Raw genomic sequence first — 17,840 nt, forward strand, 5'->3', positions numbered from 1 at the left:
CAGTCCGTTCTGATTGTTGGCGGTGGTATTACGGGGCTCTCACTGGCACTTGCGCTTGGACGCCGCCGAAAAAACGTGACCCTGGTTGAAGCAGACGAGTGCATATTCTGGCTCATTCCGATCATTGATTCTGGTTTTATCCGATCATTTTTGCCGATTTTCCAGAATCGGTGATCGGAATCCAGAACGACAGGTCACTGACTTCCAAAAACCAATCTAACGCATTGATTTGAATCGAACCTGCTAATCTCCCAGCCTTCCCCGAGGCAAGGAGTATGAGCAGTGGCCAAGATGAGACTAACAATGCGCAAAATTAAAGATATTCTGCGACTTCGGCATGAGGCAGGCCCCTCGAGTGTAAATGTATCGAAACGATACTAAGCTGACAAGGTAGTTTCGATGCGATATTGTATTTTGGGAATCGAGTCTAATGTTTGTATCAACTCACTGTGAGGACAGAATGCTGACGGCGAACCGATTGAAAGAATACATCTCGGAAGGGTTGAACTGTGATCACATTGAAGTGGAGGGCGATGATGGACAGCACTTCCAAGCCGTGATCGTGAGCTCCGATTTTGTCGGAAAAAACAGAATCCAGCAGCACCAATTGGTTTATCAATCACTTGGAGACCGAATGCGCTTCGAGATTCATGCGCTTGCCATGCGGACCTTCACGCCCGACGCCTGGGCGGAATTGAACATCAAATAACTTCGGGGAGAGTTTTTATGGGTGTACAGGAGAAAATTGCTACCCAGATTGGTTCAGACGCCGTTGTGCTTTACATGAAAGGACAGCCCCAGGCAGCGCGCGAAGGTATCAAGGTATTCAGCAGCTGGCCGACCATTCCACAGCTATACATCCAGGGCGAGTTCATCGGCGGAAACGGCATTGTTCGCGAGCTTTATGAGCAGGGTGAATTGCAAAAACTGCTGCAGTCAGCCAAAGCCGGATAACTGCGGGAGGAGAAAGTCTTGCGGAACGTAACAGCGCCAGATCTTGCCGCCTCATTGGCGCAAGACGAGGATGGAGTGCCTTTGTTGCTGGATGTACGCGAGCCCTGGGAATTCCAGATTTGTCGCATTGATGGTTCGGTCTCCATGCCCATGAATACGGTCCCAGAAAGGCTCTCTGAGCTCGATGCTGATCGGCCAATTGTCTGCATCTGCCATCACGGCGTGCGGAGCATGGATGTCGGGCTGTTTCTGGAGAGGAACGGCTTTTCACGGATTATCAATTTATCCGGTGGCGTCCATGCGTGGGCCGCGCAAGTAGATGCTCAAATGCCGACTTATTGAGTCTGGTGCTTGTTCACACCCCCTGAGTAATTGGATGCGACAGGCTTATGAAGTGGAGTTCGTTGTTGTTCTGGCGCCGCAAGCGAAAGCCGAGCGTGCACCAGTCGGCCGGGAGTAGCTGGATCCAAGTGACACAGATTAGTGACAGTCATTCTGGGCCCCGGGATACCTCAGATGTATCCCGGCCTTCTGGTGAATCAGAAAGATTGCCGGGGATTAAACACATTGTTGCCGTAGGCAGCGGTAAAGGCGGTGTTGGCAAGTCGACGGTCACGGTCAATCTGGCGCTGGCATTGCAGCAGCAGGGAGCGAGTGTAGGTATTGTTGATGCCGATATTCTCGGCCCCAGTATTCCCGGCATGCTGAACATACCTGCAGGCAAAAAAACCAGCCACCACAATGGATGGCAGGATGATTCCGGCAGAGAGTGAAGGCCTCAAGGTGGTATCGATGGCCATGTTTGCCGGTGATGACCAGCCTGCGGTTCTGCGTGGCCCCATGGTCGGTAAATACCTGAACATGTTTGTTGGCGGCGTTGAGTGGGGAACCCTTGATTACCTGCTCCTTGATCTTCCCCCTGGAACGGGCGACGTGCAGCTGACTCTGGCTCAGAATATGCCGCTTTCGGGCGTGGTGATCGTGACAACTCCCCAGGCCGTGAGTCTTAAAATTGCCCGCCGTGGCTTACGGATGTTTGAAAAAGTCCAGGTCAGGACACTCGGCCTCCGTGGTGGAGGCGAGGCAATGAGTGAGGAACTTGGTGTCCCGTTTCTGGGGGCTCTGCCTCTGGACGCTGATGTTGTGACCTGTGGTGACGAAGGTCGGCCGATTGTTGCGGCCCAGCCAGCGTCAATGACAGCTGCCGTATACTCTGACATAGCCAGTGGGCTCGTGAACCAGCTTCTCGGTGCGGAGGCGGTTTTGAAGCCATATGGCGACGGCCGTGCAATTTCGGTGCTTGAAGCTGTCCTGAATGGCCGGCGTTGGGAAATGCAGTTAAAAGGTGGCGGGCGAACGCCCTACTGTCGCGGGGCCGATGGCCGGGCCGTTCTGCGCTCCAGCGTTCGTGAATTCCTTGCGCAGGAGCACATGCACGCGTTGGGCGTGCCCACCTCCCGGTCTCTGAGTCTGTACGTATCGAAAACGGAGAAGGTGCGACGGCCCTGGTACTCTGAGGGCTCCCATGCAAGGGACCCGGACCAGCTTATTCCAGAGCCGGTTGCGATCTCGACCCGTGTGGCTCCGTCATTCATTCGGGTGGGCCAACTCGAACTCTTCGGACGCAGGGCCCGGAAGCAGGAACACCCCCGTGCGCTTGAAGAGCTGGAGCAGCTGGTGCTGCACCTGATGGACCGGGAGTACAACGGCGATATTGACCAAACCCTTGCGACTCCGACGAAAATCGTGATGCTCGCGCGGGCGTTCCGCAGCCGTCTTGCCTCACTGGTAGCGAACTGGATCAGGGTTGGTTACTGCCAGGGCAATTTTAACAGTGACAACTGCGCTGCCGGCGGTTTTACACTGGATTACGGGCCCTTCGGATTCTGTGAAATATTTGAACCCTTTTATCAACCATGGACCGGTGGGGGACAGCATTTCGCTTTCTTAAACCAACCCGCGGCGGCAGAACAAAACTTCAAGAGTTTCTGTTCAGCCCTGAGGCCGTTGTTAGGCGCTCATGAGGACGAACTGGCTCAACTTGAGGCGATTGAGCGGGGTTTCCCGGAGGTGATGCAGGCGGAAATGCGAAGGATGTGGTCAGCAAAACTGGGCCTTGAGGCTTTTGATGTCGAACTCTTCAGGGAGCTGATGATGCTGATGACGCAAACGCCCGTGGATTACACTGTCTTTTTTCACGAATTTTCTTCATTGCCTGATGATATTTGGCACCATCTCAGCTCATCGAATGGCCAGAAAATCATTCTCCACGGCTGAACGAAATCTCTCAGGCGACTTGAGAAGATATGCGTGGCTACATTGTAGTTACTCGGCATGGACGAACCGGAACTCAACTAAAGCCTATTCAGGCAACTGGGAGACGAGGGGAAGAGAGAGACGCACTTTATTGAGGTGCATGTTTCCGGGAAGGGTCAAGGGGCTGGGTAGCCCCTTCAAACTTTGCACTTTTGTGTTCCGGGCCTGTGGATTATCTCAACTGGTATTGCCGCTGGCATCTTGCGCTGACCCTAACCGGCCGGAACCCGGAGGAGTGCCACCGGGCAATGACCACTGCCACCCCGCTGGTCATCCCCCGCAACCATCTTGTTGAACGGGCAGCCGCAAGGGCCGTTGATGGCGACTTCGCCGAATTCCACCGCTTGCTGAAGGCCGTGCAAACGCCATTCGAAAAGCCGGATGAGCCGGCTTATTGCCAGCCTCAGTCAGTGGGTTGAACCCCTCTTGACCAGATTGCCAGAATACAACCACCAAGCAAGCCGGCAATGGCTCCGCACCAGTGGGATTCAGCCAGAACCGGCTGGCCCAGCAAGGCCTCCATCTGCGCCGAACCACCAAACCAGGCCTCGGCAGCAAGCTTGAACGCAAGCACTGCCAGAACCAGCCCCGAAACCACCGGGGCCCGCGAAAAAGCGATGACGGCACCGGCAGCCAACAGTCCGTGTAACAGCCCGGACAGTCCTTCGAACCACAGGATATCCGAGTAAACAAACATCAAGCTGACAGACTGGCCCAGCGCCACCAGGAATGTCAGCACCAACCAGTGGCGCCCCTGCAGAAACTCACCAAACAGATGCCAGACCAGAACCAGCCCCGCCAGGTTCAGGGCCAGATGGTAGCCGCTTCGGTGAACCCAGTGGCCGGTCAACAACCGCCACCATTCCCCGCCCAGAACAGACGGCCGATGATACATCAGGGCGTCAGCAACCCCGGCACCCGACAGGAAAACGGCCACCATCATCAGCCCTGCGCCCAACGGAAAGGCGCAGGAAAACAGGCGGGCCCGGCGCTGCATTATGAGGCTGTAAGGGAACTCAGCGCCCGCCAAAATGATAACTTATCCCAACGGCGGCCAGATCTGTGTCGTCGTGTTCTACCCGGTAGCGGTCAATCGATACGCGGGCAGACCAGGATTCATGAAGCCGGTATTCCAGGCCAAGACCGAAAACCGCATCGTTACCCATGTTAAGGTCCGAGCCGCCACCCTCGAAATTCAGGCTTGTACGCCAGCGCAGCATGCCCAACCGACCGGTCACATCCAGCTCCTCGGTCAGCGGATAACGGCCAACAGCGGAAAACTCCAGGCCGCGACCTGTTCCGGGCCGGACGTCATCAAGATCAGCGGCGCTCAGGCCGGGGTCGGTGCCCGAAAGGCGCATGGTAATCTCGCCAAGATCGACCAGCCCGCCTTCGAAGCCCAGATACCGGTTCCACTGGTAACCAATGAAAATCCGGCCAGCCAGGCGATCATTGTCAGTTACCGAGGCCTGGCCCGTCACCCCCGCTTTGTTCAGGCGGTCGTTGATATCTGCGCTGCTGATATCCGTCGAGGCCTGGCCCAACTGGGCGCCCAGGGACCAGTTACCGCCGGTCTGCGCCTGCGCGGAACCGGCGGCCAGCAGTGCCAGCACTAGCAGCAACCGGCGCCGCCTGAACAGACTCAGGGCCGCCAACACAAGCAGCATGCCGCCCATGGAGCTCAGGCCGCCACCGCCACCGTTACTGACAAGCTTCTGGCCGTCACTGCCATTATTGACGGCCAACGTGCCCGGGTCACGGATCACCCCGTCGGCAACGCCATCCAGATCATTCGGGCCGCCGTCCTGGATCACCAGACGGACACAGTTATCACCCTCGGTCAGCCCGGCTGTCCAGCGGTCGGAACCGGGCCATGGGCAGTCACCGGCAGACGAGGCAGAGAACAGCTGGTTGGCGTCATCTTCGGCAAAGGTTTCCCAGTTCTGGCGAATATATTTGCGCCACACGGCATCCGCCGGTATCGCCTCGCCCCTTGGCAGGGGAATAACCACCGGCACCGACTGGCCGGCAAAATCCAGCCCGGACACTTCGAAGTCCACCAGGTAACCAAGGTGGCGGAACAACGTATCACGGGCGTTTCTGACAGCAACATCAGCCCCCTCGTCACGGATTTCATCGTCGCTGATTTCCAGGCCGAAATCGCCGGTTTCCCAGGAAGCCCGCTCAGACATCTGGCCAAGGGCCAGCCTGTAGCCAATGGGTGCTTCCAGGTAGACGGCCCCTTCGGTGCGATCAGTCTCGCTGCAATTGCGGTCTGGCTGGTCCCTGAAGTTACCGCTACCCTCGGGACAGATCGGCCGCCGGTTACGGCTGTCCTGCCCGTCGGTCAGGAATCCGTCGAAGGCAACGATGGCTTCAAGGTCGTCGTCGCCCACAAACCGCAGCCGCGTTGCCGCAGTCACCTGGCGCTGGGCACCTGCAGTTTCAGTAACCAGAACCCGCACCGTGCCCAGGTCTTCAGTTGTCATCCGGGCCGGGTCAATCTGCACGCTGGCGCCTGTTTCGTTCTGAACACCAAGCACAAGCGACGACTGGCTCCAGTCGAAACTGTGGGAAGCCGGATCAAACGCTACCCCGTTTGCAGGGCTGATTGCGGTGACGGTTACTACACCCTCGTTGCGGGAGGCAACCGGCAGGTCAGACAAGTCGTCAACGCCCTGCTCAATGCCCAGACGCACGGGCAAGGGCAATTCGGCGGGCTGGCGCAGTACCAGGCGATGCTCGGCGGGGTTACCCAGCAGCGCATCGTCGGCGCCCTGGCCCTGCTGCAGCGCGATGGTTACGTCGCCAACGGTGGCCGCAGGGGTAAGACGGAGGGATACAATGCTTTCCTGTTCGCCGCCGGCTTCAAACCGGAAGCTGCCGGTGGCATCCAGGTCAGAACTGCCCAGCAGATTGTGGTTTTCCACCTGGTAAGGCACGGTAACCGGGAACTGTGCCGGAATACCCTGCAGCGCGGCCCTCACCGTCACTTCCTCACCGGTTGCAGCCGGCTGCCGGGTACTGGTGAAGGCAACCTGAGCGCGAATATCCAGTTCAGCAGTAAATGCCTGGCCATCGCTGTCTTCAAAGTTCAGCTCGTACAGGCCACCCCGCTGGGCGCGGAACACATAACGGTTGTCGCGCAAGGTCAGTACATTGCGGTCGCCATCAGCGTCTTTCAGTACCACGCCCTGGCGGATTTCCTGCGCGAGATCTTCGGTTGCATTGCCGCGCTGAACCGTGCCGTTGATCGCCAGCGGCAGAACGCCACCCTCGATGGCAATCAGAATATCGTCATCCGTGGCCAGAATATCGTTCTCCAACGGGTCACCATTGGCACTCAGCAGTTGCCAGCTGAAAGGCTGGGCTGGTGACTCGCCGGTGTCTTTTGCAACCTGCTGGATATCCGAGCTCTGGTCCACCACGCCGACCAGGTCATCATCACTGCTGCCGCCCGTAACGCCGCCATTAAAGGCAAGGTTGCGCAGATCCGAGGCTGACACATTGCCGCCAATGCCGCCGACTTCACCGCCACCGGCAACATTGCCATTCACGGCACCGTCGCTGATACCGGCATCGTCAATGCGACCGGCTATGCCGCCGATCTGAACGCCGCTACCCGTCACATCACCATTGACCAGAATATCCCTGGCGGTGCTGCGCTCCAGTGTGCCGGCTACGCCACCCACCTGGTCACCGCCATTCACATCGCCTTCGATGGTAATGCCCGTCAGGTTGGCGTATTCAACCGTGCCTGCCAGGCCACCCACGGCGCCGCTGCCACTGATGCTGCTGGTTGCGTCGATGGTGATATTACTTACGTTCGCGGGGTTTTCTTCAGTACCACGAATGCTGTTTGCCAGCAGCCCGGCGTTGTCGCCCGCCGACGGATTCTGGCTGCCCTGAATGATCAGGTTGGAAACCCGGGCGCCGGGGCCAATCTGATCGAACACCGGCTGGCCACCCAGCCCGGTCAGGATAACGGGGTTGCCGTCAATGCTGGTCACCGAGCCGGTGAACGGATCTTCATCGCTGCCAATGGGCTGCCAGCCGCTTCCGACTTCCAGGGTCGAATCTTCGCCACCATCCAGCACAAAGAAGCTTGTTTTATACCTGTCAAGATTGGGCAGGTCCGCGCCATCGGTGATAATAAACGGATCTTCTTCGGTACCGGAACCGGCAGAGGCCACACGCTCAAAACTGACCTGAATCGAGCAGTCTTCCGTGATCTCAGCGGTGGTCAAAGTCTGCCCGGATACGGCCAGGCCACAGCCACTGGCCTGATCGAACAGATAGCCCCCGTCCACAGTGAACTGGAACTCCGCCGTGTCGCCCAGGCCCACACTTGCGCTTTCAGGGGAAACGCTGCCGCCTTCCAGTGCCGTAGCTGTGATATTCAGGGCTACCTCGTCCCACTGCGCCGTCAGCGCAAGGCCATTCACCGGCATGGTGGCGGGCACCACCGGATCCCAGCCGGCAAAAGTGAAGCCTTCGCGGGTCGGGTCGGTCGGGGCGGTGATGGCGGTGCCGAAGTCCTGAGTAATATCGGCAACCTCAGTGCCACCGTCACTATCGAAGGTCAGGGCGTACTCGTTCGCCGTCCACTGGGCATAAAGGGTGACCGTTGCGCCATCGGTAGCAGATAGATCGGTAACACTTGCGCCATCGGCGTAACTGGTCCCAGTCCCATCGGCAGCAGTGTTCCAACCGGCAAAGCTGTAGCCTTCCCGATTAAAGCCGTTATTGGTCAGTGCAGACGCCGTATCGTAAGTATGACTGCTGTCAGTGGTCGTGCCCGTGCCTTCATTGGCGTCATAAGCAATGCTGTAGGTGTTGCCGGTCCACTGGGCATAAAGGGTGACCGTTGCGCCATTGGTAGCTGATAGATCAGTAACGCTTTCGCCATCGGCGTAACTGGTTCCAGACCCATCGGCAGCAGTGTTCCAACCGGCAAAGCTGTAGCCTTCCCGGGTAAAGCCGTTGCTGGTCAGTGCAGACGCAGTATCATATGTGTGACTGCTGTCAGCGGTCGTACCCGTGCCTTCATTGGCATCATAAGCAATGCTGTAGGTGTTGGCGGTCCATTGGGCAGTCAAATCAAGATCACCGGCAGGCATAGTGGCGGGTAGCTCTGGATCCCAATCGAGAAAGCTATAGCCTTCCCGAGTTGGGTTAGATGGTTCGGTGATGGCTGTGCCAGAATCCTGAGTGATGTCGTCCACCTGCGTGCCACCGGCACTGTCAAAACTCAGAGTGAAAGTGTCGGTAATACAGTTCACTGTCACATCAGTGATGTTGGCACCGGCAAGCGTGCCACTGCTATTGCTGATATTACAGGTCTGACTGGGCGAACCCGGCTGGGTCAGCACTGTGACGTCGTAACCACTGCCGTCGGCCAGCGCCGTGGCAAAGGTGAAACTGCCATTGGCGGCAATCGACAGATCGTCACCACCATCGTTCTGCAGTACCAGGCCACTGCCTTCAAGGCCTGTAACCGTGCCGCCAATACTAAAATCGCTGGTGACGCAACTCACAGAGACGTTGGTGACGTCGGAGCTCGAAATAGAACCACTTCCATTGGTCACATCGCAAACCTGGTTGCTTGGTTGTTCATCAATAACAACGCCGTAACTACTGCCATCCGCTAGTGGTGTCGGGAAGCTAAAAGCACCGTTGCTGGTTGAACTGAGCGTTTCCGCGCCCTGGCGCAACACCACAGTTTGACCATCACCAAGTCCCGTCAGAGATCCACCAACGTCATAGTTAGTGGTCGGCTCATCATTCGGAACAGGATTGGCCGGGTAGCTTTCCGTCTGTAAACAGGTCGCAAGCCCGGTTTCCGGCGTATAAGTGAATGAGTCTCCAGTATCAAATCCGCCACTATTTGCAACAAATGTTCCAGTCCCTGGACTTTCGCCGCCACTGACATGGAGAAAACCCGCTTGCCCCAAGCCATAAACTTCACCCTCGGAGTGTATTTGCCGGTCTAATGTGCCATTGGTGTCGTATAGCTCAATGCTATAACTACAGTTCGGGTCTCCACTGACTTGTTCGAACTCTATCCACCCACCCTCCGGGATTGTGTAAGGCGTGAAATTAGGAGGTTCGTTGGGTTCTTGGAAACCAGATACAGTAAATGAGCTTCCGGCGTCAGGAAATGGAGGTGATCGCTGCACGTCGAATACCTGTGCCCGACCAAACTTTCCGTCAGCAAGATCGGCCAATGCCACCTCACTAGCCAGTACCAGCCCCATTAGTGCCATCACAAGCTTGAGTGCCAGCCATTTGCCCCTTTCAGCCCGGCGAAGCTGTCTCTTGTCGGAATGATGCGCCTTCATAGCAAAACCTCTTGATGTTGCCGATGGGACCTTTGCTGTTTTTTTTGCCAGGGTCCGGGAGAGTCGGTTGTTATTAGCAGTGGGCGGGGCAAAAGCACGGGGCTACCCCAGACTCAATCATAGCCCAATCGGGTCGGAAGGATACCTATAACACGTTGAATAATAGGCTTTTTTATTGCGATAACATGCATAACCTTGCATAACCTTGCATAACCTTGCAGATGCATCGATGCAGTCTTGATGGTGGTTGGGGTATTCAGGGTTTAAGACTCAGTATTCGAGAGGGACATTCAGGATGGCGTGCCCGCAGGCACGGAAATGGTGAACCGGGATCCGCCTTCCGGGGCAGCTTCATACCACACGGCGCCGCCATGGCCCTCAACCACCTGTTTTACCAGGTGCAGCCCAAGGCCAATACCGGATGCGCCGGGCAGGGCCCGGGCATTGGGTGCACGGAAAAATCGTTCAAACAGGCGGCCTGCGGCATCCGCTGGCACGCCGATTCCGCCGTCCTGCACCCGTATCCGCAGGCTTGCCGAATCCCATTCAAAGGCAAGCTGGATAAGACCTCCTGCCGGCGAGTATTTCACCGCGTTGTCCAGCAGGTTCAGTAGTGCCAGTACCAGCCAGTAGGGGTCGGCCGAAACCGGCCTGTCGTCTTCCGGCAACACGATCTGTAAGCGCTGTTTGTCACTGGTCAGGGCCAGGTTTTTTACCTGCTCTGCCACCTCGGAGGGGCGAACGGGCTGAAATTCGAAACGCAGCCCGTCACCGTTGATACGGTCTTCGGCCAGGGCATTGTCGATCAGGGTGTTCATTCGCGCCAGTGCGGTGGTTACCCGTTGGAATCGGGGGGCAAGTTCGGGCTGAACGGATTGCACCCTTAACCGGATATTGGTCAGAGCGGATTCAAAGATGGCCAGGGGCGTGCGCAGCTCGTGGGCCATCATGCCCAGGAATTCCCGTTCTGTCTGGCTGCGCTCCCGCTCTGCCCGCAGCAGCGCCTGTTCCGTGCGAACCTTCAGCAACACGGCCAAAGCCGTGAACAGCACCTGGAAAAGGGCAGTCACGGCCCACAGGTGGGATGTCCAGAAATTCAGGGGTAAATAGCCCAGGTTTCGCAGTGCCTGCAGCACAATCGCCACGAAACCCGGGCCAAACAGCAACAGCATCAGGCTGGCTTCCAGGGGTTGTTTGCGCAATGTCAGCAGGCACAGGGCCAGCAGGCCGGACACAACAACCAGGCTTAACAACATAAGAAAGGGTGCAATCAACGGGTAATACCCCAGTGCCGCTACCAGCGTTCCGGCACTGGCCACACCCACGCAGCCAGCCAGCAGGCCCCAGAGCCAGGGGTGATCCTGCCGGGGCCGCAAATAGCTCAGTACGGTCGCCGTAAGGGCTGCGCCACTGCCATAGCCGGCCATGCCAACGAGGGAATCCGACAGCCAGGGCGATGCGGGGTAAAACAGCCACTGGTCAAATCCGTTCAGTGACAGGTGCAGGCCGCCATAGGCCAGCAGGTACAAAGCCGCATTCAGGAAAAAAACCTGGCGCAGCCAGAACCAGCTCAGCAGGGCGATCACCAGGGCAAGCAGGGTCAGGCCGAACAGCAGTCCGTACAGCAGGTTTTGCTGGCTGGCGAAGTTCAGAAAAGCATCCGGGTGCCACAGGTTAAAGCTTGCCGTTACCGTGCTGGTGGACCGCACCCGTACAAACAGATCTATTGGCTGGTTGGTGAGGGTCACCGGGAACAGAAAATGGCGGGAGGCCATGGGTCGTTTCTGCAGCGGTACGTGATCTCCCGACTCCAGGCGGGTCAGGCCGCCATCCGCGTCCTGCAGGTACAATTCCACCTGGTCCAGGAATGTGGGCGCCACCTGCAGCCACCAGGTAGCCGGCTGGTCCCCCGTTTGCAAGATCTGCCAGTGCAGCCAGATCACATCCCGGGTAAACCCGAACGAGAGAGGCCCATCCAGCTTTTCAAAAACCGCCATGGCAGGCAACGATGACGGCGCCGGGAACTCGTCTATACTTGGGTCAGGCCCGGCCTCCCTGTGAACACGTGCGTAGGCGCCCAGATCAACCGGCCCGCTCTGGCCGGGCTCGATCACCAGCCCATCTTCACGGGACAGCCCCTGGGCGCCGTGACATATTGAAACCACAAACAATGTCAGCAACAGGCATAAAAGACGGCGAACACAAATGACCCCCGCAAACATTCTGATAACGGAAGACTCGGTCGACCTCTGTATCGAGATGGTGGATTTTTTCAATTTTTATGGTTTCAACGCTGACGGTGCCAACAATGTAGCCGAGATGCGGGAAAAGTTACAGACAGGCAACTGGCATGTACTGATCCTTGACCTGAACCTGCCGGACGGCGATGGCATAACGGTGGCCAGGCAGCTGCGCCAGACCCTTGGCCTGAGCCTTGGCATTATTATGGTAACCGCCCGGGGGCAGCTGGAGGACCGCATCGCCGGGCTGACGGTGGGTGCCGATGCCTATATGATCAAACCGGTTAACCTGCCGGAATTGAAGGCGCAAACGGATCAACTGGTGGCAAGGCTGCAGGCAGCGGACTTCCGGAACCCGGCCCCGAGTTGGCGCCTCGATGCCACCACGCGCACGCTTCACGCCCCGGGTGGCGGAACCGTGGGGGTCACAAGCACCGAGGCAAAACTTCTGGAATTACTGATGCAAAGCCCGCATGCCCCGGTAACGCGGGAACAACTTTGCCAGGCCCTGCCCCCCAGCGGCCAGGCAAACGACACCCGCCGGCTGGACCCTGTGCTCAGCCGGTTACGGAGCAATATCGCCAGAGAAACCGGGGAAGCGCTGCCGGTGCATACCTTCAGAAACCGTGGCTACGCTTTTGCGGATTGATTCCACATGAAACCCTTGCGAATCTACGGCAGAGAGCGTTCAAATTCCGCCCCATTGCCTCAGTGCGGAAGGCTTTGCTGACTATACAATAGAGTATAGCAGCCCCGGTGTTTTTCGAATTTAAAGGCGAAAGTCTGATGCCTGCCACAGCTGTTTCGCCAAAGGAGACGAAGAGTGAAAACCTTTTCCTCGGATGGTGTCCAGTTCCATGAGGCCGACATCGTTGTTGACGCCGAGTTGCTTGCTTCCTTTTTTGATATGTCAGTGGCGTTGCTAAGGGAGGCTATGAGTGCTGGCAAGGTGTCTACGCTGGTTGAGTGCGGAGGGGCGAGGATGCCGGGCGAACAAGGCTGACCTTCAGGTATTCAGGCCAGCAATTTTCACTGATTCGAGAGCGTTACAGTCAGCTTTATGAAACCACCCCGCCTGCGCGCCCCGTTAAACGGTCTCTGATGCAATTATATGACGCCAAGAAACGACGCAGGAGGTCTTGGAATAGCCAGGCGCATGCAGGCCTTCTTGGGTCAGACACTTGAGAACCGGCAGCAAAGCTTATCGATTTCATAAAGGTCTAATGCTGCTTCCGATTGGGTGCAATAATCGGCGCCCTGTCCATTTCGTTGAAAATATTTGCAGTTGGAGCAGGTTCCAAAATGGGTATCTTCTTCACTTTCTCCAGACTCCTCAGTGCTTTTATTCAGCATGACCAAAGCCTCGCAAAGTCCTGCGCGTTTGTCTGCGGGTAACTCATCGAGTGATTGCACCAGGGCCTTCAACGGGTCTGCTTCCAGGGCTTCCATCCCAGCCTGGGTAACGTCGAACACAGCGCTTCGTCGATCGCTCAGGCCACGGCTGCGTTCCAGATAGCCGAGTTTTACCAAGGATTTTACCGTCTGAGAGGCCGTGCCTCGGGTGGTTCCGTGATAACTGGCAAACACAGACGGTTGACGAGAGAAGCGGTTGGCATGAGCAAAAAACCGCAACGCCGCCCATTGCGCACTTGTCAGTTCTGACGCAGAGCACTGCACGGAGCGACGGGCCAGGTGGACCAATAAATCAGCAATTCGTTCAGGCGAATGTGGCATAGTCAGATGATAGCGCTTCACTACTAAATTGACAATCTATTGTTATGTTACTAGTATCGTTTCGACATTAGTTTTCGGAAAAGTTCAGATGAATGCAGTTACGTCACCTCACCTGATAAGCAATGGACCGCCTAAGGTCATGTCAGGCATGTGCTTTGACAACAGCTATGCTCGCCTTTCTGAATCGTTCTTCAGACCCGGTCATCCGGACCCGATGGTGAACCCGAAACTGGTTGCCTTGAATCGTACCCTTGCCCGTGATCTCGGAATGAGTGATCCGGACTTACTCGATAATGAGGTACTTTTGTCCAGCTTACTCTCCGGTAATCAATTAGTCGTGGGGGCGAAACCCATTGCAACTGCCTTTGCGGGGCATCAATTTGGTGTATTTGCCTCCAAACTTGGGGATGACCGGGCAGTGCTGCTTGGCGAGGTGATAGACCGTTGCCAGCAGCGAAAGGATATTCAATTAATCGGGATTGGCAGAACGCCATTTACCCGGGGTGGTGATGGCCGGTATCCCCTGGCAGAGGCCGTCAGGGAGTATGTGATGAGTGAGGCCATGCATGCCCTCGGGGTTCCAACCACAAGGTCGTTGGCACTGACTGTTGCAGGAGGCCGTGCTGGTAGGGGGAGTCCGGAACCTTGTGCCATATTGGCCAGAGTGGCGACCTGTCATATCAGCATCGGAACATTCGAGTATTTCGCCAGGCATCAAAAGCGGGATGAATTGCAGACGCTGGCAGATTACGCCATTGCCAGACTGTGCCCTGAACTGATGGTACAGCCGGACCCCTACCTTTCATTGCTCCGTTGGGCGGTGGATAAACAGGCCAGACTGGTGGCGCACTGGGTGAGTCTCGGATTTGTACATGGGGTTATGGATACCGACAAGACGTCGATAGCCGGAGAAACGCTGGACTACGGGGCGTCTGCCTTTCTTGACTACTACGACCCCGACGCAACCCCGAATGCGCTGGATGTCACCGGCCGCTACGCGTTCAGCAGTCAGGCGTTTGCTGCCCAATGGAACCTTTCTCGGTTGGCCGAAGCGCTCATTGGGCTGTTTCATGGCGGCGAGTCTCGGGCAGTAGCCGAGGCCACCCGTGCTGTCAGAGAGTTTCAGGTGCGTTACGAGGACTATTTATTAGACAGGATGAGAGCTCGACTTGGCCTCGAAGGTGCCATGCCTGAGGACCGCGAGTTAATCCAGGATTTTCGCCAGCTGCTCGCAAGGAGCAAGACCGATTACCACTCGTTTTTTCATAAGCTTGCCGAAGATACCGGGGGTGGTGGCATAAGCGCGGCGCTCTTCGGTCCGGATGCCGGTCTGTATCTTGATTGGTACCGCCGCTGGCACTTGAGGTTGACGGTGACAGGTCGAACGCCGAAGCAGTGTTACGAAGCTCTTATGAATTCCAATCCGGTCAATGTTCCACGGGATAATCTTATTAATCGGGCAGCCGAGCATGCTCACAACAACGATTTTAAAGAGCTCTACAGGGTGCTGGATTTGGTCAGAAATCCGTTTGACAGGCATTATCGCGTTTCGGATTAGAAGAAATGGCCGCAACTGACAGGGTAAGGATGTTCTCTTTCATCGAATTTTGATGCGCAATTAAATCGAAAAAGAATATTTTATTGCAAAGCGAAATGTAAACGGTCATTCCACGACGTAGTGGACTTATTTCACATCACGTAGAGGCCGGAGCAGGTTTGGCGAGACCTTGTATTGCTTGGTGCCGTCGTCACCCAGTACGATCACGCTCTTGCGGTTGATCTTGGTGACGATCCCCAGAATTGGGCCGTCCCGGCCTTCGAAGGTCACTTTCAGCCCCACCCGCAACTGGCTCAACGCTTGCAGATTTTCCTGATCTTGCAGTTCATCGATACGTTGACAGATATACCGGTTCAGCTCCAGTAACTGATCGATGCTCAAGTCGTCAATGCGCATGAGTGGCCTCTGGCTGTGCGGCCTGTCGGTCCGTGTGGCGCGGATCAATCAGTGCCCGTAATGGGTTGTCGGCGAACCGGGTTTTCCAGAGTCGCGGGGTCAGGTCCACCACCTTACTGGCCGGATGTTGGCTGATGCGCTGAAGTACGTCCACCAGATAGGTGTACGGGTTGAGGCCATGGAGTTTGCAGGTCGTGATCAGGCTCTGGATGATGCCCAGGTGTTCCGCGCCCAGTTCGGTCCAACAGAACATCCAGTTACGCCTCCCTAAGGGGATGGGACGCAGGGCCCGCTCCAGATGGTTGGTGTCTGGTTGCACCTCCGGGTCTTCCAGGAAGACCCGGAGGCTGGCTTCACGCGCGATCACGTAGTTCAGGGCTTTGGTCAGCGGATCAGTGGGCAGCAGGCCACCGGGTTCCAACTGATCCATGCACCACTGGAAGAAGTCCTTAACAACCGGCTGTGAGTGCTCCAGCCGGTACTGGCGTTTCTTCTCGCCGGTCAGTTGCTGAGTGCGGATGTATTCTTCGTTTCGGTACAGTTTGGCGATCTGTTGCAGGGCCTCGGTGGCTTTCTCCGGGTGATCGTTCTGGGCGGCGATAAAGTACCTACGGCCGTGCACCCAGCATTGGGCGTGGGTGACGCCCTCTTGCTGTTGCGCGTACCGGGCATAGGCGGCGTAGCCGTCACTGATCAGGGTGCCGGTGAACTGATCGTTCAGCACCTGCTCGATATGGGCCCGGCCCCGGCTGTTCGAGTAGGTGAACACCACTTCGTCGGCATCCCCATACAATGGCCAGAACCAGCCGGTCTTCATTTTGCCTTTATGCGGGCCCGCCCGGCCCTGGTGGCCGGCTTTGACGGGCGTTTCGTCCATCGCCAGCACCCGACTGCGCAGCACGTTGTCGGTCTGGGCATCCACAATAGGCCGCAGCAGATCAATGGCCCGCTTGACCAGGTTGGTCAGGGTACTACGACTGACGGTGATGCCCGCTTGTTGAATGCGCTGATGCTGGCGATACAGCGGCAGGTGGAACTGGAACTTGTCCACCAGCAGACCGGCCAGCAGGCTGACGTCGGCCAGGCTGTTGTCCAGCACGTTGAATGGAGCTGGAGTCGTCACCGGCTTCTCGGCTCCTTTGCGCCGGAACATCGGGCGCTCGCACTTGAGCACCACGTAACTGGCGGCCCTCTGGGCCAGCCGGTAGGTGGTCTTGGTGCCAAGGATGTCGTACTGATCGGCGTCCGGCCCGGTCAACTCCGGCGGCAGGTGCTCAATGACTTCCACCGGCACATCGGCGGTAAAGCGTAAGCCCGTGTCGTTCAGGCAGTCATCGTCCCGCTGCTTCTTGCCGGTGCCCCGTTGGTAAGCCCGAATTGTGCGCTTTTCATCTTCCGGCGGCTTCTCCGGAACCGGCGCTTCATTGGATTGGAACAGGCTGTCCTGTTCCGGCAGATCGAACACCTGCTTCTCAGATTTGGGGCCGAACAGCTGTTTCTTGAACCAGTCCAACTGATGAGTTAACTGGCGAATCGCTTCCGCTTGGGCACCCAACTGCTCTCGCAACAACGCATTCTCCTCGGTCAGGGCCGAGAAAGAAGGTGCGTTGGAATAGGGTGCGGAAGCTGTTGAATTCATGGCCGTTATTATACCGAATCCCAGCCTGTCATGCTCCTTGAAAACGCTTGAATTGACGGTATTTTTGCACCTCAATGCCGTCAATCAGTAACTGAAGATCAGCCAGAGTCAAAGCGCGTTGACCAGCAGAAGACGGCCGTACCCGGAACTGCCCCTGCTCCAGACGTTTAGCCCACAGGCAATAGCCCGTGACCGTAAAATAGAGCATCTTCATCTGGGTCTTGCGTCGATTAACGAAGACAAAATAGTGGCCACTGAGCGGATCCTGTTTCAACTGATTCCGGACCAGGGCGCTCAGGCCCCGGAAGGACTTGCGCATGTCCGTAGGCTCCGTGCACAGCCAGATCCGGGCCTGGCTATCCAGGCCAATCATCCGCCCTGGCTCAGCCGCAGTTCAACGCCATTGCCCAAGCTCAGTACAATGTTCCAGCCTGGACCGGCTGATGATGAAGCACCCATCAATGAGGACAGATCTAAGAAACCGGCTTCACTGGAATCTGAAGCCTCATTGACCGGCGAATCCAACAGGCGCTTACGCCAGTTGCAGAAGCTGGCATAGCCAATATTCTGCTGCTTACAGAACTGCGTGGCCGACAAACCGCTGTCACGCTGCTGATCGATCAGGGACTGCCACTGTTCCGGAGTTCGGTGCTTTCTCATGG

18 protein-coding genes are annotated in these 17,840 nt (G+C 57.0%); 10 read left to right on the top strand and 8 right to left on the bottom strand.

Annotated features, from left to right (window positions below):
* The first annotated feature begins 12 nt into the window (after window positions 1-12).
* The 7 genes from ACESMB_RS10235 (at window position 13) to ACESMB_RS10265 (ending at window position 3,689) form a co-directional block, all read left to right on the top strand.
* Window positions 13-174 (top strand): FAD-dependent oxidoreductase, encoded by a 162-nt coding sequence (locus ACESMB_RS10235; RefSeq protein WP_372971490.1) that lies wholly within the window; start codon window positions 13-15, stop codon window positions 172-174.
* A 286-nt stretch (window positions 175-460) separates the two neighbouring features.
* On the top strand, window positions 461-709 hold the full coding sequence (locus tag ACESMB_RS10240; RefSeq protein ID WP_372971468.1) for a BolA family protein: 249 nt from the start codon (window positions 461-463) through the stop codon (window positions 707-709).
* Between the two features lie 17 nt (window positions 710-726).
* Window positions 727-954 (top strand): glutaredoxin domain-containing protein, encoded by a 228-nt coding sequence (locus tag ACESMB_RS10245; protein WP_372971469.1) that lies wholly within the window; start codon window positions 727-729, stop codon window positions 952-954.
* An 18-nt stretch (window positions 955-972) separates the two neighbouring features.
* Window positions 973-1,296 (top strand): rhodanese-like domain-containing protein, encoded by a 324-nt coding sequence (locus ACESMB_RS10250; RefSeq protein WP_372971470.1) that lies wholly within the window; start codon window positions 973-975, stop codon window positions 1,294-1,296.
* 206 nt (window positions 1,297-1,502) lie between these two features.
* Window positions 1,503-1,727, top strand: coding sequence for a P-loop NTPase (locus ACESMB_RS10255; protein WP_372971471.1), 225 nt, complete (start codon window positions 1,503-1,505; stop codon window positions 1,725-1,727).
* Window positions 1,708-3,231 carry a protein adenylyltransferase SelO family protein gene (locus ACESMB_RS10260; RefSeq protein ID WP_372971472.1) on the top strand — a complete coding sequence of 508 codons (1,524 nt, stop codon included), beginning with the start codon at window positions 1,708-1,710 and terminating at the stop codon, window positions 3,229-3,231. The genes ACESMB_RS10255 and ACESMB_RS10260 overlap by 20 nt, the downstream gene beginning before the upstream one ends.
* 287 nt (window positions 3,232-3,518) lie before the next feature.
* Window positions 3,519-3,689 (top strand): hypothetical protein, encoded by a 171-nt coding sequence (locus ACESMB_RS10265; protein WP_372971473.1) that lies wholly within the window; start codon window positions 3,519-3,521, stop codon window positions 3,687-3,689.
* On the opposite strand, the gene rrtA is transcribed toward ACESMB_RS10265, so the two are convergent.
* The 3 genes from rrtA to ACESMB_RS10280 form a co-directional block, all read right to left on the bottom strand.
* The gene (rrtA, locus tag ACESMB_RS10270) at window positions 3,674-4,267 is read right to left on the bottom strand and encodes a rhombosortase (RefSeq protein WP_372971474.1); all 594 of its coding nucleotides are present in this window, start codon (window positions 4,265-4,267) and stop codon (window positions 3,674-3,676) included. The genes ACESMB_RS10265 and rrtA overlap by 16 nt on opposite strands.
* Window positions 4,268-4,286: 19 nt before the next feature.
* The gene (locus tag ACESMB_RS10275; protein ID WP_372971475.1) at window positions 4,287-8,990 is read right to left on the bottom strand and encodes an InlB B-repeat-containing protein; all 4,704 of its coding nucleotides are present in this window, start codon (window positions 8,988-8,990) and stop codon (window positions 4,287-4,289) included.
* Between the two features lie 911 nt (window positions 8,991-9,901).
* Window positions 9,902-11,776, bottom strand: coding sequence for a 7TM-DISM domain-containing protein (locus ACESMB_RS10280; RefSeq protein ID WP_372971476.1), 1,875 nt, complete (start codon window positions 11,774-11,776; stop codon window positions 9,902-9,904).
* A gap of 40 nt (window positions 11,777-11,816) precedes the next feature.
* Here ACESMB_RS10280 and ACESMB_RS10285 point away from each other — a divergent pair, with 40 nt between their 5' ends.
* Together ACESMB_RS10285 and ACESMB_RS10290 are read left to right on the top strand one after the other, a co-directional pair.
* Window positions 11,817-12,500 (top strand): response regulator transcription factor, encoded by a 684-nt coding sequence (locus ACESMB_RS10285; RefSeq protein WP_372971477.1) that lies wholly within the window; start codon window positions 11,817-11,819, stop codon window positions 12,498-12,500.
* 174 nt (window positions 12,501-12,674) lie between these two features.
* Window positions 12,675-12,854, top strand: coding sequence for a DUF6522 family protein (locus ACESMB_RS10290; protein WP_372971478.1), 180 nt, complete (start codon window positions 12,675-12,677; stop codon window positions 12,852-12,854).
* Between the two features lie 170 nt (window positions 12,855-13,024).
* Here ACESMB_RS10290 and ACESMB_RS10295 read toward each other — a convergent pair whose 3' ends face one another.
* The gene (locus ACESMB_RS10295; protein ID WP_372971479.1) at window positions 13,025-13,606 is read right to left on the bottom strand and encodes a MarR family winged helix-turn-helix transcriptional regulator; all 582 of its coding nucleotides are present in this window, start codon (window positions 13,604-13,606) and stop codon (window positions 13,025-13,027) included.
* Window positions 13,607-13,673: 67 nt separating this feature from the next.
* Between ACESMB_RS10295 and ACESMB_RS10300 the strand changes: the two genes are divergently transcribed.
* Complete coding sequence (locus ACESMB_RS10300; protein WP_372971480.1) at window positions 13,674-15,143, top strand: protein adenylyltransferase SelO; 1,470 nt, start codon at window positions 13,674-13,676, stop codon at window positions 15,141-15,143.
* A 126-nt stretch (window positions 15,144-15,269) separates the two neighbouring features.
* Here the strand turns inward: ACESMB_RS10300 and ACESMB_RS10305 are convergent, their stop codons facing one another.
* The 4 genes from ACESMB_RS10305 to tnpA are packed head-to-tail and all read right to left on the bottom strand — an operon-like array spanning window position 15,270 to window position 17,838.
* The gene (locus ACESMB_RS10305) at window positions 15,270-15,539 is read right to left on the bottom strand and encodes a hypothetical protein (RefSeq protein ID WP_372971481.1); all 270 of its coding nucleotides are present in this window, start codon (window positions 15,537-15,539) and stop codon (window positions 15,270-15,272) included.
* Window positions 15,529-17,178: an IS66 family transposase gene (gene tnpC / locus ACESMB_RS10310; RefSeq protein ID WP_372971482.1), complete on the bottom strand. Its 1,650-nt coding sequence runs from the start codon at window positions 17,176-17,178 to the stop codon at window positions 15,529-15,531. The genes ACESMB_RS10305 and tnpC overlap by 11 nt, the downstream gene beginning before the upstream one ends.
* A 28-nt stretch (window positions 17,179-17,206) precedes the next feature.
* On the bottom strand, window positions 17,207-17,551 hold the full coding sequence (tnpB, locus tag ACESMB_RS10315; RefSeq protein ID WP_372971483.1) for an IS66 family insertion sequence element accessory protein TnpB: 345 nt from the start codon (window positions 17,549-17,551) through the stop codon (window positions 17,207-17,209).
* The gene (tnpA, locus tag ACESMB_RS10320) at window positions 17,548-17,838 is read right to left on the bottom strand and encodes an IS66 family insertion sequence element accessory protein TnpA (RefSeq protein WP_372971484.1); all 291 of its coding nucleotides are present in this window, start codon (window positions 17,836-17,838) and stop codon (window positions 17,548-17,550) included. Before tnpA ends, tnpB begins: the two co-directional genes overlap by 4 nt.
* Between the last annotated feature and the right edge of the window lie 2 nt (window positions 17,839-17,840).

Origin of the sequence: Marinobacter sp. (assembly GCF_041686475.1) — a bacterium.
In the GTDB taxonomy this organism is placed as follows: Bacteria; Pseudomonadota; Gammaproteobacteria; order Pseudomonadales; family Oleiphilaceae; genus Marinobacter.